Annotated in this window: 19 protein-coding genes and 1 pseudogene; 15 read left to right on the top strand and 5 right to left on the bottom strand. The window is 64.2% G+C overall.

Annotated features, from left to right (window positions below; genetic code table 11):
• Window position 1 precedes the first annotated feature (1 nt).
• Window positions 2-256 (bottom strand): acyl carrier protein, encoded by a 255-nt coding sequence (locus D3242_RS20835; protein WP_019862542.1) that lies wholly within the window; start codon window positions 254-256, stop codon window positions 2-4.
• Between the two features lie 202 nt (window positions 257-458).
• On the opposite strand from D3242_RS20835, the gene D3242_RS20840 reads away from it, so the two are divergent.
• From D3242_RS20840 to D3242_RS20860, 5 genes are read left to right on the top strand one after another with little or no spacing between them, the layout of a single operon-like run.
• Window positions 459-1,301, top strand: a complete 843-nt coding sequence (locus D3242_RS20840) for an urease accessory protein UreD (RefSeq protein WP_064985221.1) — start codon at window positions 459-461, stop codon at window positions 1,299-1,301.
• A gap of 13 nt (window positions 1,302-1,314) precedes the next feature.
• Complete coding sequence (locus D3242_RS20845; protein ID WP_019862540.1) at window positions 1,315-1,617, top strand: urease subunit gamma; 303 nt, start codon at window positions 1,315-1,317, stop codon at window positions 1,615-1,617.
• A 10-nt stretch (window positions 1,618-1,627) separates the two neighbouring features.
• Window positions 1,628-1,882, top strand: coding sequence for a DUF1272 domain-containing protein (locus tag D3242_RS20850; RefSeq protein WP_038651331.1), 255 nt, complete (start codon window positions 1,628-1,630; stop codon window positions 1,880-1,882).
• A 30-nt stretch (window positions 1,883-1,912) separates the two neighbouring features.
• A complete protein-coding gene (locus D3242_RS20855) occupies window positions 1,913-2,500 on the top strand; it encodes a HupE/UreJ family protein (RefSeq protein ID WP_064985223.1) in 588 nt (195 codons plus the stop codon).
• Between the two features lie 6 nt (window positions 2,501-2,506).
• Complete coding sequence (locus tag D3242_RS20860; protein ID WP_038651327.1) at window positions 2,507-2,812, top strand: urease subunit beta; 306 nt, start codon at window positions 2,507-2,509, stop codon at window positions 2,810-2,812.
• An 80-nt stretch (window positions 2,813-2,892) separates the two neighbouring features.
• On the opposite strand, the gene D3242_RS20865 is transcribed toward D3242_RS20860, so the two are convergent.
• On the bottom strand, window positions 2,893-3,387 hold the full coding sequence (locus tag D3242_RS20865; RefSeq protein ID WP_038651325.1) for a hypothetical protein: 495 nt from the start codon (window positions 3,385-3,387) through the stop codon (window positions 2,893-2,895).
• A gap of 114 nt (window positions 3,388-3,501) precedes the next feature.
• A complete protein-coding gene (locus D3242_RS20870; protein ID WP_081296185.1) occupies window positions 3,502-3,879 on the bottom strand; it encodes a hypothetical protein in 378 nt (125 codons plus the stop codon).
• 167 nt (window positions 3,880-4,046) lie between these two features.
• Between D3242_RS20870 and ureC the strand changes: the two genes are divergently transcribed.
• The 8 genes and pseudogenes from ureC to D3242_RS20910 all read left to right on the top strand — a co-directional run bounded on the left by ureC (window position 4,047) and on the right by D3242_RS20910 (window position 10,287).
• A complete protein-coding gene (gene ureC / locus D3242_RS20875; RefSeq protein WP_064985413.1) occupies window positions 4,047-5,759 on the top strand; it encodes an urease subunit alpha in 1,713 nt (570 codons plus the stop codon).
• 80 nt (window positions 5,760-5,839) lie between these two features.
• Window positions 5,840-6,433 (top strand): hypothetical protein, encoded by a 594-nt coding sequence (locus tag D3242_RS20880; protein ID WP_019862533.1) that lies wholly within the window; start codon window positions 5,840-5,842, stop codon window positions 6,431-6,433.
• 44 nt (window positions 6,434-6,477) lie between these two features.
• Complete coding sequence (locus tag D3242_RS20885) at window positions 6,478-7,083, top strand: glutathione S-transferase family protein (protein WP_064985226.1); 606 nt, start codon at window positions 6,478-6,480, stop codon at window positions 7,081-7,083.
• Window positions 7,080-7,694 carry an urease accessory protein UreE gene (gene ureE, locus D3242_RS20890; protein ID WP_064985228.1) on the top strand — a complete coding sequence of 205 codons (615 nt, stop codon included), beginning with the start codon at window positions 7,080-7,082 and terminating at the stop codon, window positions 7,692-7,694. Before D3242_RS20885 ends, ureE begins: the two co-directional genes overlap by 4 nt.
• The gene (locus D3242_RS20895; RefSeq protein WP_064985229.1) at window positions 7,687-8,358 is read left to right on the top strand and encodes an urease accessory protein UreF; all 672 of its coding nucleotides are present in this window, start codon (window positions 7,687-7,689) and stop codon (window positions 8,356-8,358) included. Before ureE ends, D3242_RS20895 begins: the two co-directional genes overlap by 8 nt.
• Window positions 8,355-8,795, top strand: a complete 441-nt coding sequence (locus D3242_RS20900; RefSeq protein WP_019862528.1) for a DUF3995 domain-containing protein — start codon at window positions 8,355-8,357, stop codon at window positions 8,793-8,795. Before D3242_RS20895 ends, D3242_RS20900 begins: the two co-directional genes overlap by 4 nt.
• A pseudogene (ureG, locus tag D3242_RS20905) lies at window positions 8,792-9,400 on the top strand (urease accessory protein UreG); the annotation flags it as partial. The gene D3242_RS20900 and the pseudogene ureG, both read left to right, overlap by 4 nt.
• Window positions 9,401-9,519: 119 nt before the next feature.
• Complete coding sequence (locus D3242_RS20910) at window positions 9,520-10,287, top strand: class II aldolase and adducin N-terminal domain-containing protein (RefSeq protein WP_064985231.1); 768 nt, start codon at window positions 9,520-9,522, stop codon at window positions 10,285-10,287.
• Here D3242_RS20910 and D3242_RS20915 read toward each other — a convergent pair.
• Window positions 10,284-10,916, bottom strand: coding sequence for an HAD family hydrolase (locus D3242_RS20915; protein ID WP_038651309.1), 633 nt, complete (start codon window positions 10,914-10,916; stop codon window positions 10,284-10,286). The genes D3242_RS20910 and D3242_RS20915 overlap by 4 nt on opposite strands.
• A 245-nt stretch (window positions 10,917-11,161) precedes the next feature.
• On the opposite strand from D3242_RS20915, the gene D3242_RS20920 reads away from it, so the two are divergent.
• Window positions 11,162-12,121, top strand: coding sequence for a sugar-binding transcriptional regulator (locus D3242_RS20920; RefSeq protein WP_010912814.1), 960 nt, complete (start codon window positions 11,162-11,164; stop codon window positions 12,119-12,121).
• A 64-nt stretch (window positions 12,122-12,185) separates the two neighbouring features.
• Here the strand turns inward: D3242_RS20920 and D3242_RS20925 are convergent, their stop codons facing one another.
• The gene (locus D3242_RS20925) at window positions 12,186-12,371 is read right to left on the bottom strand and encodes a hypothetical protein (RefSeq protein WP_038653650.1); all 186 of its coding nucleotides are present in this window, start codon (window positions 12,369-12,371) and stop codon (window positions 12,186-12,188) included.
• Between the two features lie 110 nt (window positions 12,372-12,481).
• Between D3242_RS20925 and gcvA the strand changes: the two genes are divergently transcribed.
• Window positions 12,482-13,387 (top strand): transcriptional regulator GcvA, encoded by a 906-nt coding sequence (gene gcvA, locus D3242_RS20930; RefSeq protein ID WP_064985233.1) that lies wholly within the window; start codon window positions 12,482-12,484, stop codon window positions 13,385-13,387.
• The last annotated feature ends 72 nt before the right edge of the window (window positions 13,388-13,459 follow it).

A 13,459-nucleotide genomic window follows, 5' to 3' on the forward strand; every position in this document is an offset into this window, starting at 1 on the left:
GTCAGGCTTTTTTCGCGATCAGCGCGCGAACGGCCTCGACCATGTCGCCAACATTCTTCAGATTGCTCCAGGCATCGACCGTGTTCATCTCGATCTCGATGTCATACTGCTCCTCGAGGTCGAAGATGATCTCCGTCAGCTCCAGCGAATGGATGCCGAGCGACGTCAATTCGGTGCTGGTGGTGATTTCTTCACCGCCCGGCTCGGCATGGGCCTTGATCTTTTCGATGATGTCCGTTGCCAGCTGGTCAGCCATTCGGTTTCTTCCCCACTTTATCGTTTCCCGACGCCAACTGAACAGCGCCTTCTTATCCTCGATATCAGGCCGCGATCGTCGCCTTCTACCCCCGTCAAGCATCGCCTGACCGTATCGAGGTGGCTCCCTCTATAGAAACGGAAACGCCATCAAGCAACAAGCTATATATCGACAAAACCGCCGCAGTGCTTAACCTGACGGCGTGGATACGACCGAATATACCAAGTTTTCGGCCCCTTTGGCCCAGCGCGCCGCGGGTCTGGCCCAGCTGGGCTGCGCCAGCGCGGACGGGCGCACGCGGCTGCGACGCCTTTATCAGGACGGTTCCGCCAAGATAAGGCTGCCGGCCGTTTTGGCCGACCCGCTGGAGGCAGTGCTGATCAACACCGCCGGCGGATTGACCGGCGGCGACCGCATCGGCTGGGATGTGGATGTCGGCACAGAAGCCTCGGCGTCGATAACGACCCAGGCCTGCGAGAAGGTCTATCGCGCCGCATCCGACCATGCCGAGGTGCGGGTCAAGCTGACGGTCGGCGAGAACGGCCGCATCGCCTGGCTGCCGCAGGAGACCATCGTCTTCGACCGGGCGGCCTTTGCCCGCACATTGGATGTCGAGCTTGCCGCGGGGGCCGAGGCGCTGGTGCTGGAGGCCACCGTCTTCGGCCGCCTGGCGATGGGCGAACGCGCCGCGCAAGGCATTTTCCGTGACCGCTGGCGGGTTCGCCAGGACGGTTTCCTCATCCATGCCGAGGATTTCCGTATTGGACCCGATATCGCTGGTGCCCTGGCACGCCCGGCGGCCGCCGGCGGCGCGATCGCCGTGGCGACGCTGCTGCTGGTGTCGCAGCAGGCCGAGACTCTGCTCGACCCGGTCCGGGAAATCATCGGCGACCAGGGCGGCGCCAGCGTCTGGAGCGTGAAGGCATCTGGCAAGCTTCTTGCGAGGCTTTACGCCGGGGACGGCTACCAACTGCGTCAGCGGCTGGTTCCGCTCGTCGGACTGCTCAACGGAAGGGCGGGGCTGCCCAAATTATGGTCACTGTGATTCTGGAAACCGCATGAACCTGACGCCGAGGGAAAAAGACAAGCTGCTGATCGCCATGGCGGCGATCGTGGCACGCAAGCGGCTGGAGCGCGGCGTCAAGCTCAACCATCCGGAAGCGATCGCGCTGATCACCGATTTCGTCGTCGAGGGCGCCCGCGACGGCCGCCCGGTCGCCGAACTGATGGAGGCCGGCGCCCATGTCGTCACCCGCACTCAGGTGATGGAAGGGATCGCCGAGATGATCCATGACGTGCAGGTGGAAGCGACCTTCCCCGACGGCACCAAGCTGGTGACCGTGCACGAGCCCATCAGGTGAGGAGATCGACATGCTCGAACTGCGCCCAAACTGCGAGTGCTGCGACAAGGACCTGCCGCCTGAGGCGACGGATGCATTGATCTGCACCTTCGAATGCACTTTCTGCGCCGATTGCGTGGAAAACGTGCTGGACGGCGTCTGCCCCAATTGCGGCGGCAATTTTTCGACCCGGCCGATCCGCCCGGCAGCGAAGCTGGAAAAATACCCGGCGTCGACCAAACGCGTCCTTAAGGCCGAGGGCTGCGGCCCGCGTAAGGCCGCGTGACTGCACCATCGCAAACGAAAGGCATGTAGAATGATCCCTGCCAAACGCCTGTGCCTCGCGGCGATCCTGCTCATGGCTGCCGCCATGCCGGCCTATGCCCATGTCGGCATCGGCACGACCTCTTCCTTCACGGCCGGCTTCATGCATCCCTTATCCGGCCTTGATCATATGATTGTGATGATCGCCGTCGGCCTGTGGGCGGCGCTCAAGGGCGGCAGGGCGATCTGGGCATGGCCGGCGGCCTTTGTCGGCGTGATGCTTGCCGGCTCGGCCCTTGGCATGGCGCATGTGCCGGTGCCCTTCGTCGAGCCAGGCATACTGGCCTCCGTGGTGGCGCTTGGCCTGCTCGTGGCGCTGGCAATCGACCTGCCGGTTTCGGCCGGCGTCGCCATCCTCGGCCTTTTCGCGCTTTTCCACGGCCACGCTCATGGCACCGAAGTGCCGGAAAACGCCGGCGGGCTCGAATACGTGGCCGGCTTTGCCGTCGCCACCGTGCTGCTCCATGCCGTCGGCATCGCTGCCGGAATGAGCCTTGGCATGAGGTTCCGTGGTCTGGCTCGTGTCGCCGGTGCTGCCTGCGCGGCGATCGGCGTCGGCCTCGCCTTCGGCGTGGTGTGACATCAGATGATCCCCGGCGAAATCATTCCCGTCCCAGGCGACATCGAGCTCAACAAGGGTCTGCCGACCGTCACCCTGAAAGTCGCCAACAGCGGCGACCGGCCCATCCAGGTCGGCAGCCACTACCATTTCTTCGAAACGAATGAAGGGCTGAAATTCGACCGCGAACAGACCCGCGGCATGCGCCTCGACATCGCCGCCGGCACCGCCATGCGCTTCGAGCCGGGACAGGAACGCGATGTCACGCTGGTGCCGCTCGGCGGCAAGCGCGAGGTCTATGGATTCCAGCAGAAGGTGATGGGCAAGCTGTGAATTCTGTGGCGTCTCGCGCTTGGCCTTCAAAGGCCGCGAACGGCGTTTGGGCAAGCGTGAAAGCAAATGGTGCTTTCGGCTCAGTCCGACGGTTTGGCGGCCGCATAAATGATGATCTTTCCGGGATCGTCGAACGCGACGGCAAGGACGTCCTGCGCGGCCACGCGCCGCGAATCGATGGCGTTAAAGAGCAGGGCGTTCGCCTCAATCTCCTTGCGCAGTTCCGCGACGTCGTCCTGATGCTGCCGGACCTTGTTCTCGATGACCGGCGGCGGGCCGCCTTCGCTGCGTGCCGCGTCGGTCAGGAACACGATATCGACCTTGTCGAGCTTGGAGGTCTTGCGCACCGTGCCGATGTTGTCGCGCGTGCGGTCGATCGCCGAACTGACTTTTCCGATTTCAGCTGTCGTCTTGGCCTGTTCCTCGCTGATTTGCGAGCCGACGATGCGGTCAACGGTCTCCGGGCTTTCAAGGCCTTGCGCATTCAGCGCGGCCTGGGGAAGGCTCGCTGCCAGAAACGCGGCCGCCGCAATGGCATGCAGCCATCGGGCATCGGGCAAGGTGGTGGAGGTCATCGTTCGCTTTCGCAGCTTGTTTCAACAATCAGCAAGCGAAACGACTCCAGCCCTGCCACGGTTCCCATCGCAATACGGCCGGCGGACCGGATACCGGCCCGCCGCGCCAGGCCGTCAGCTGGCCTTCTTGGTGATCAAGGTCAGCGCGCCATTGGGCTCCATGCTGGCCGCGACGACCTGGGCCGAGGTCATTCCCTTGGCCTGGAGGGCGGACTTCACCTTGGGGGTGGCGTCGATCGAGCTGCGCAGTTTCTGCAGGCCGGCGTCACCGCGCTGGGCGATCACCTGATTGACCTGCGTCTGGGTGTCCTTCGGCAGCTCGGTGATGTCGACAATGTTGACGCTCTGGATCGCCGGCGCGGCCTGCTGACCGCTGGGGGCAGGAGTCGTCGCCTTGGGGGCAGGCGTGGCCGGAGCGGGCTGCTGCTGGGCACTGGCGGCACCGGCCAGCATCAGGCTGGCGGCGGCTGCAAGAATTATCGTTTTGCGCATGGATTTTCCTTCCATCGATTTGGCAAACGGTCGTTTTGGGGTGACCTGCCAACCTCAACCGCCAAATGGGATCAGAAGGTGTCGCCCAGCGGGTCATTGCGTGACCATTGGATGGCGGCAATGTGCAGCCCAGCCTCAACCACACCGCATTTCGGGAGCAATCGCTGATGGCCAGAATCTCGCGTGCCGCCTACGCCCAGATGTATGGGCCGACTGTCGGCGACAAGGTCAGGCTGGCCGACACCGAACTCTTCATCGAGGTCGAAAAGGACCTCACCATTCACGGTGAGGAAGTAAAATTCGGCGGCGGCAAGGTGATCCGCGACGGCATGGGCCAAAGCCAGGTGTCCCGCGCCCAGGGCGCGGTCGACACCGTGATCACCAATGCCTTGGTGATCGACGCCAGCGCCGGCATCTTCAAGGCCGATATCGGCCTCAGGGACGGCCGCATCGCGGCGATCGGCAAAGCCGGCAATCCGGACACGCAAGACGACGTCACCATTATCATCGGCCCGGGCACCGAAATCATCGCCGGCGAAGGCAAGATTCTCACCGCCGGCGGCTTTGACGCGCATATCCACTTCATCTGCCCGCAGCAGATCGAGGAAGCGCTGATGAGCGGCATCACCACAATGCTGGGCGGCGGCACCGGGCCGGCGCATGGCACGCTGGCCACCACCTGCACGCCGGGGCCTTGGCACATGGCGCGCATGATCCAGTCCTTCGATGCCTTTCCGATGAATATCGGCCTGTCCGGCAAGGGCAACGCCTCGCTGCCGGCGGCACTGGAGGAAATGGTGCTGGGTGGCGCCTGCTCGCTGAAGCTGCATGAGGATTGGGGCACGACGCCGGCGGCGATCGATTGCTGCCTGTCGGTGGCCGACGATTACGACGTTCAGGTGATGATCCACACCGACACGCTGAACGAATCCGGCTTCGTCGAAAACACGGTCGCGGCGATCAAGGGCCGCACCATCCACGCCTTCCACACTGAGGGCGCCGGCGGCGGCCATGCGCCCGACATCATCAAGGTCTGCGGCCTGCCCAATGTCATCCCGTCCTCGACCAATCCGACGCGGCCCTACACGGTCAACACGCTGGCCGAACATCTCGACATGCTGATGGTCTGCCACCATCTGTCGCCGTCGATCCCCGAGGATATCGCCTTTGCCGAGAGCCGCATCCGCAAGGAGACGATCGCGGCCGAGGATATCCTGCATGACATTGGCGCCTTCTCGATCATCTCGTCGGACAGCCAGGCGATGGGCCGCGTCGGTGAAGTGGCGATCCGCACCTGGCAGACCGCCGACAAGATGAAGCGCCAGCGCGGCTCGCTGCCGCAGGAGACCGGCGACAACGACAATTTCCGCGTCCGCCGCTACATCGCCAAATACACGATCAACCCGGCCATCGCGCATGGGCTGTCGAAAGACATCGGCTCGATCGCCGTCGGCAAACGCGCCGACCTGGTGCTGTGGCACCCGGCCTTCTTCGGTGTGAAGCCGGACATGGTGCTGATCGGCGGCATGATTGCCGCCGCCCCGATGGGCGACCCCAACGCCTCGATCCCGACCCCGCAGCCGATGCACTACCGGCCGATGTTCGGCGCCTATGGCAAGGCCAGGACCAACTCGTCTGTGACCTTCGTTTCCAAGGCGGCACTCGAGTCTGGCCTGCATGGCCGGCTTGGCGTCGAAAAACAGTTCGTCGCCGTGGAAAACACCCGTGGCGGCATCGGCAAGCATTCCATGGTGCTCAACGACGCCACGCCGCATGTCGAGGTCGATCCGGAAACCTACGAGGTCCGCGCCGACGGCGAATTGCTGACCTGCCAGCCGGCGACCGTGCTGCCGATGGCGCAAAGGTATTTCCTGTTCTGAGGCCGGTCGGCCAAATTCCGTTGCGGCTGGTATGCATAGGCCGCAATATGCGGTCGAGCAGAAACCCACCGTGATCAGGCATGGCCACCGAAATCGCCTCTCCCCACGACATTTTCCCGCATATCCGGATCGTCATGGGCATGGTGATCGGGCTTGGTGTCGCCCGCCTGCTGTCGGGGGTGGCGCGCATCGTCCAGCATCCCGGCCAGTACCGGCTGTATCCCGTGCATCTGGCCTGGGTCGCCTCGGTGCTGTTGATGCTGGTGCATTTCTGGTGGTGGGAGTTCGGGCTCTACGCCATCGAGACCTGGACCTTCGGCAAGTACCTGTTCATCATTTTCTACGCGATCACGCTGTTCCTGCTGTGCGCGCTGCTGTTTCCGGATTCGATGCTGGACTACACCAGCTACGAGGATTTCTTCTATTCGCGCCGCGGCTGGTTCTTCGGCCTGCTGGCGGCGACCTATCTGCTCGATGTCATCGATACGCTGCTGAAAGGGCCCGAGCATTTCGCCCGCTTCGGCAACGAATATCTGTTCCGCACGCCGGTCTTCGTGGCACTGTGCATCGCCGCGATCCTGGTGCGCGACCGCCGCTTCCACATCGCCTTCGTCGCGGCAGCACTAATCTATCAGATATCGTTCATCCTGCGGCTCTTCGACACGATCGTATGACTGTTGCGGATGGTCTAGAGTCCAGGAAGAGACAGGATCTAAGCATGTACAAGGCCGTTGGATCACGGGGATCCCGGGTCAGCCGCGTTCTCTGGATGCTCGAGGAGCTCGGGCAGCCCTATGAATTCGTCGAGGTCAAACTGCGCTCGCCAGAAGCCTATGCGCTCAACCCGTCGGGCAAGGTGCCGGTCCTCATCGACGGCGAGCTGACGGTGACGGATTCGGCGGCGATCTGCGTCTACCTGGCCGACAAGCACGCTGACAAAGGCATGGGCGCCAATCCCGGTGTTGCCGGCCGCGCCGAGATGGATTCCTGGATGCATTTTGCCCAGAGCGAGTTCGAGGCGCCGCTGTGGAACAAATTGCGCCACCGCTTCCTGCTGCCGAAGGAAGTACGCGTCGATGTCGGCCCGGCGGCGGCCTACGATTTTGCCTCGGAAGCCAAGGCACTGGACCGCCGGCTCGGCGACAAGCCGTTTGCGCTGAGTGACCGGTTTTCCGCGGTCGACGTGCTGCTCGGCGACATGGGCAACTGGGCGCGCGCCGGAAAATTCCCGATCGAGTCCGCCCGCGTCAACGCCTATTTCGACCGGGTGCTTTCGCGCCCAGCCCGCGCGCGGGCGCAGGCCAACGGAGGCTCCATGAAATGAAACTCAACCTCAACACCGACTTCACCAAATTCCCGCGCGCCGTCACGGTGCTGCTCGCCGGCGAGGCGGGCGCGGCGCCGGCGTTTGCCAAGGCTGTGCTTGCGCATGACGAGCGGCATCTGCGCCGCCGCGCCATCGAACTGTCCGACGGCAGCAAGGTGCTGGTCGACCTGCCAGAACCCGTCGCCCTGAACGATGGCGACCGGCTGGTGCTGGAGGATGGCCGCCATGTCGAGATCATCGCGGCGCCGGAAGAGGTCTATGATATCCGCGCCCGCGACGGCGTGCATCTGACCGAACTGGCCTGGCATATCGGCAACCGCCATCTCGCCGCAGGCATCGAGGCGGATCGCATCGTCATCCTGCGCGACCATGTCATCAAGGCGATGCTGGAGGGGCTTGGCGCCACGGTGCGCGAGGTCTCCGAACCGTTCAAGCCGGTGCGCGGCGCTTATTCCGGCCATGGGGGTGGGCATGGTCATGACCATGGCCACGATCACAGCCATGCCGAGGCGCATGCACATAGCCACGGTGAGGCACACTCCCACTCGCATAGCGAATCGCATTCGCACTCGCACAGCCATACCGGCCACCACCACGATCATGACTGACCAGCCTTCGAACATCGCCCTGCTGCGGCTGATGGCGTGGCTGTCGCCGGCCTTCCCGGTCGGCGGCTTTGCCTATAGCCACGGTCTCGAACGGGCGGTGCATGACGGGCAGGTTGCCGATGCCGCGAGCCTGGCCCACTGGCTGGAAACGCTGGTCGAGATGGGCTCGGGCTGGAACGATGCCGTGCTGTTTTCCGAGAGCTGGCGCCGCGCCCGCACCGCCGGCGATCTCGACGAAGTCGCCGCACTGGCCGAGGCGCTGGCCGGCTCGCGGGAACGCCATACCGAGACCATGCTGCAAGGTGCCGCCTTCCTCAGAGCAGCTGCGGCCTGGCCCAATCCGGTGCTGGCGCGCCTGCCTGCCGAATGCGCTTACTGCGTCACCGTCGGCGCCATTGCCGGCGGCAACGGCATTGCGCTGCAGGATGCGCTGTCCGCCTTCCTGCAAGCCTTCTTCTCCAACCTCGTCCAGGCGGCGATCAGGCTCGGTGTCGTCGGCCAGAGCGAGGCCACCACGCTGCTGGCCGGCTTCGAGCCGTTGGCGCTCTCAACCGCCGACCGCGCGTCCCGATCGACATTGGACGATCTCGGCGGCTGCGCCTTCGTCTCCGACATCATGGCGATGAAGCACGAAACCCAGTATTCGCGGCTGTTCCGTTCATGATCGCCCTCGCCTTTGTCCTCTCCTTCGTCCTGCTGCTGATCACGGCGCTGCATGTCTATTGGGGCATTGGCGGCATCTGGCCGGGCAGGGATGCGGCGTCCTGCGCCCGCGCGGTCGTCGGCTTTCGCGGTGTCGACGAAATGCCGACGCCCTTCGCCAGTTTCGCCGTTGCCGCCTGTCTTGGCCTGGCAACGCTCTGGCCGCTGGCGCTCATCGGCTTCTTTGCCTCGCCTTTCCCGAGGGAAGGCCTTGCCGCCACCTCGCTGCTCATCGGGCTGGTGTTCCTGGGGCGCGGCATTGCCGGCTTCACGCCGTGGTGGCGGCGCCTGGCGCCAGAACAGCCTTTCGCGCGGCTCGACGTGCGTTACTATTCGCCGCTGTGCCTGTTGATCGGGCTCGGCTTCGCAGTCCTTGCCATCATGGAGTTCCCGACATGACCCAAGCCAACGGTCCCCTTCGCATCGGTATTGGCGGCCCTGTCGGCTCCGGCAAGACGACGCTCACCGAAAAACTCTGCAAGGCGCTGCGCGACGAGTTCTCCATCGCCGTCGTCACCAACGACATCTACACAAGGGAAGACGCCATGATGCTGGCCCGGCTGCAGGCGCTGCCGGAGGATCGCATTGTCGGCGTCGAGACCGGCGGCTGCCCGCACACCGCCATTCGCGAGGACGCGTCGATCAATCTGCAGGCGATCGCCGAACTCAACCGGAAGTTTCCCGACCTCGACATCATCTTCATCGAATCCGGCGGCGACAACCTTGCCGCCACCTTCTCGCCGGACCTCGCGGATCTGACGCTCTATGTCATTTCGGTCTGCCAGGGCGAGGAGATCCCGCGCAAGGGCGGGCCGGCGATCACCCGCTCCGATTTCCTGATCATCAACAAGAGCGATCTGGCGCCCTATGTGAACGTCAATCTCGACGTGATGGAGAACGACGCCGGCCGCATGCGCGGCAAGCGGCCGTTCGGCTTCACCGATCTGTCGCGCGGCAAGGGCTTGCGGGAAGTCATCGACTTCATCGTCGAGCATGGCGGGCTGAGGGTTGGCAAGCCACCAGCACGGCGGCCTGACAGGCATCCGGCCCCTCTGCACCAACCGAAACCCGTTGCGGGCAGCGGTGGCTCGCGGCATTCTGGCCAAAACCGGAGGATTTTTCCATGAGCATCGCCCGCCTGCAGAAGGAACCGCTGACCAACCTGCCCTTCTACGAAGAGCGCGTCGATCTCGCCTGTGCCTTTCGCTGGACGGCGCGGCTCAACATGCACGAGGCGGTGGCCAACCATTTCTCGCTGGCGGTCAATGATGACGGCACGCAGTTCCTGATGAACCCCAACCAGGTGCATTTCTCGCGCATCAAGGCCAGCGACATGTTGATGATCGACGCCAACGATCCCAACACGCTCGCCGGCCCCAACGCGCCCGACCCGACGGCCTGGGGCCTGCACGGCGCCATCCACCGCAACGTGCCCCATGCGCGCTGCGTCATGCATGTGCATTCCATCCATGCCACGGTGCTGGCGTCGCTCGCCGATTCGACATTGCCGCCGATCGACCAGAATTCGGCGATGTTCTTCAACCGCCATGTCGTCGACGCGCATTATGGCGGGCTGGCCTTCGAGGAAGAGGGCGAGCGCTGCTCGCAGCTTCTCACCGACCCCAAGGTCAAGGTCATGGTGATGGGCAATCACGGCGTGCTGGTGATCGGCGATACGGTCGCCGATGCCTTCAACCGCATGTTCTATTTCGAGCGCGCCGCCGAGACCTATATCAAGGCGCTGTGGACCGGCCGGCCTCTGCGCACGCTGTCCGATGCGATCGCCGAGAAGGCGGCCAGCGAAATGGACGACTATCCCGGCCAGGCCGAGCGCCATCTCGCCGAGTTGAAGGCGATCCTCGACGAGGAAGAGCCGGTCTACAGGAATTAGAGCCCGAGCTGAGCCCGTAATTCCTCGGCGCTGTTGATGACGATGGCGCCGGGCGGTCCTTCCATCGGCTTTTCCGGCCAGAAGATCGTCTTCATCCCCGCCGCCAGACCCGCCATGGCGCCCGGCCAGCTGTCGTCGACCGCGACCGCGTGCGCGGGATCGACTTCGGCCAGGTACGCGGCGCGCAGGAAAGGTTCGGCGTGCGGCTTGCCATCACGCACATCGTTGCGGCTGATCGTTTTCATGCCTGGATAAAACAGACCGACCATGCGCAGATTGGCGTCGACGATCATCCGGTCCGAATTCGATACCACCGCTTGCTGCACGCCAAGCGCGCGCAATTCATTGAAGACTTCTATAGCGCCAGGACGCGGTTTCAGCCCCTCCACCAGCGGCAGATAGTGCTCGTATTTGCGCATGATCCAGTCGTCGAAGGGAAGATCGAGGCCGAACTCGTCGCGCATCATTTCGTAGACCGGCCAGGCGGCGACACCGAGCACGCGCTCATGAAGGTCGGCGGGCGGCTTGAGGCCTGCATTGCGCATTGCCGCCACAAGGGCTGCCTCGTGCAGCGGCTCGCTATCGACCAGCGTGCCGTCCATGTCCCAGAAAACCGCCTTCGGTGTCATGCAGCGCTCCTTTTGCGATCCCCTTAAAGGGTTTGCGCCGGGAGATAAACCATCGCGATCACAGAAGGTGACTGCCGCCGGAAGCGAAGCCGCCCTGCTTTGCGCGTCGCGATCGTGTCAGCGGGAAAATCCCTGCCGTGCGTGGCCAAACAATTGCCCTTGAGATTGACAATTGCGCAGGAGGCCGTTCCCTGCGAAACTGGGAGCGGACCGCTCCTGTGAGCAGCGGTTTGCGGAGGCAGGACGTGAATACCCGGCAGGATGGCGGCAGCAACAGGCTGGACGACGCGGCGCGCGCCGGATGGCTCTATTATGTCGCCGGTAACACACAGGACCAGATCGCCGCCACGCTCGGCATTTCACGGCAGACGGCGCAGCGGCTGGTGTCGCTGGCGGTGTCGGAAGGCCTGATCAAGGTCCGTGTCGATCATCCGATCGCCAACTGCCTTGACCTCGCCGCCCGGCTGAAATCGCGTTTCGCACTCGACCTGGTCGAAGTGGTGCCGAGTGATCCGAATTCATCCTCCACCACCATCGGCATCGCCGAAGCGGCGGCCGCGGAGATCGAGCGGCGGCTGCGGTCGCCGACGCCGATCGTCATGGGCATCGGCACCGGACGCACGCTGAAGGCGGCGATCGAGCAACTGCCGCCGATGGAATGCCCGCAGCACAAGGTGGTGTCCTTGACCGGCAACATTTCGCCGGACGGCTCGGCCGCCTTCTACAACGTCATCTTCACCATGGCCGACCGGGTCAAGGCGCGCTCCTTCCCGATGCCGCTGCCGGTCATCGCCTCCTCGCCGCAGGAGCGCGAGATGCTGCTCAACCAGCCGATGATCCAGCCAACGCTGGCGCTTGCGGCGGAAGCCGACGTCACCTTCATCGGCATTGGCGATCTCGGTCCGAAGGCGCCGCTCTACGAGGACGGCTTCATTTCCGAAAGCGAGTTGAAGGCCCTGCAGAAGGCTGGCGGCATCGCCGAGATCGTCGGCTGGGTGTTCGACCGGGAAGGCCGCATGATCGAGGGCATCACCAACGACCGGGTGTCGTCGGCATCGCTGCCGTCGCGCGAGAAGTCGCTGGTCATTGCGCTGGCCATGGGCGAGCGCAAGCTGCCGGGCATCCTGGCGGCCGTGAACCGCCGGCTGGTCAATGGTCTCATCACCGACGAACGGACGGCGACCGCTTTGCTGGCCAGCATCTGACCGGGACGCGGCAGCGCCTGCCGGATACGGTCGCGGCGGCTGCCTGGCGATAAAACCAGCAAGTCTATTTGTGCCGGCCGAAAGGGTCGTTGCCATCGAGGAAACCGAGGTCGCGCTGCAGATGGGGCGACAGGTCCCTGATGTCGAGACGGGCCTTTCTTTTGCTCGCGAACCAGCCGAATCCGTCCGCAAGCCACGAAATCCAGCGGTGATCGGGAGCGGGAGTGCATTTTTGCTGCGCCATGGTCATGATCGTCAACCTTCGCTATCCTGGACCCGAATGACGGGTTGACAGTGAATGTCGGTCTTGCTGGCCAGCTTTGCCAATCGAACGTCGATAAGGACCCATAAGGAGCCTTTATGCCGGATCTGAGCTCACCGCAGGTTTCGCAACTGCCACCGCTGCAGGCGATCCGGGTGTTCGAAGCGGTGGCGCGGCATCTTTCCTTCACCAAGGCCGCCGTGGAACTCGCCATGACACAGGCCGCCGTCAGCTATCAGATCAAGGTGCTGGAAGAGCGCGTCGGCGCACCGCTGTTCCTGCGGCGGCCGCGGCAAATCGAGCTGACCGAAGCCGGCCAAAGGCTGGCGCCGGCGGTCAGCGAGGCCTTTGCCATTCTTAGCCAGGCCTATGCCGCCGCGCGCGGTGGCGCGGACGGGCTGCTGTGCGTCACCACCGTGCTGACCTTCGCCTCGAACTGGCTGGCTCATCATCTGGGTTCGTTCCAGATGGCTCATCCAGCACTTGCCGTGCGGCTCGAAACATCGAGCCGTCTGACGGATTTCGCCCGCGAGGATGTCGATCTCGCCATCCGCTCGGGCAGCGGCAAATGGCCGGGTCTGGAGGCCCACAAGCTGCTCGACGCCGATTTCACGCCGATGCTGAGCCCGAAGCTCGCGGCCAGCATTGGCGGCGTCAAGGAGCCGGCCGACCTCTTGCGGCTGCCGATCCTCGATCCGGGCGATGTCTGGTGGACGCAATGGTTCGAGACGGCCGGCGTGCATGCGCATGATCTTGCCAAGCGGCCCGGCAGCAGCATGGGCGCGCAGGCCTATGAGGCCAATGCGGCTATCGCGGGCCATGGCGTGGCGATCCTGACCCGGGCGCTGTTCAAGGCGGAACTTGCCGACGGCCGCCTGATCCAGCCTTTCGACCTGGTCGGCGATGACGGCCACGCCTATTGGCTGGTCTATCCCGAAGCACGCCGCAACGTGCCGAAGATCCGCGCCTTCCGCGACTGGCTGCTGGCCGAGATCGCCTGCTGACAGGCGCGTTTCTCCCGATTCAATCCTCCGGCCCTTCCAGTCCCGCCGCCTGATATCAGGGGCGGACAAGCC

The organism is Mesorhizobium jarvisii, assembly GCF_003601985.1.
GTDB lineage: Bacteria > Pseudomonadota > Alphaproteobacteria > Rhizobiales > Rhizobiaceae > Mesorhizobium > Mesorhizobium jarvisii.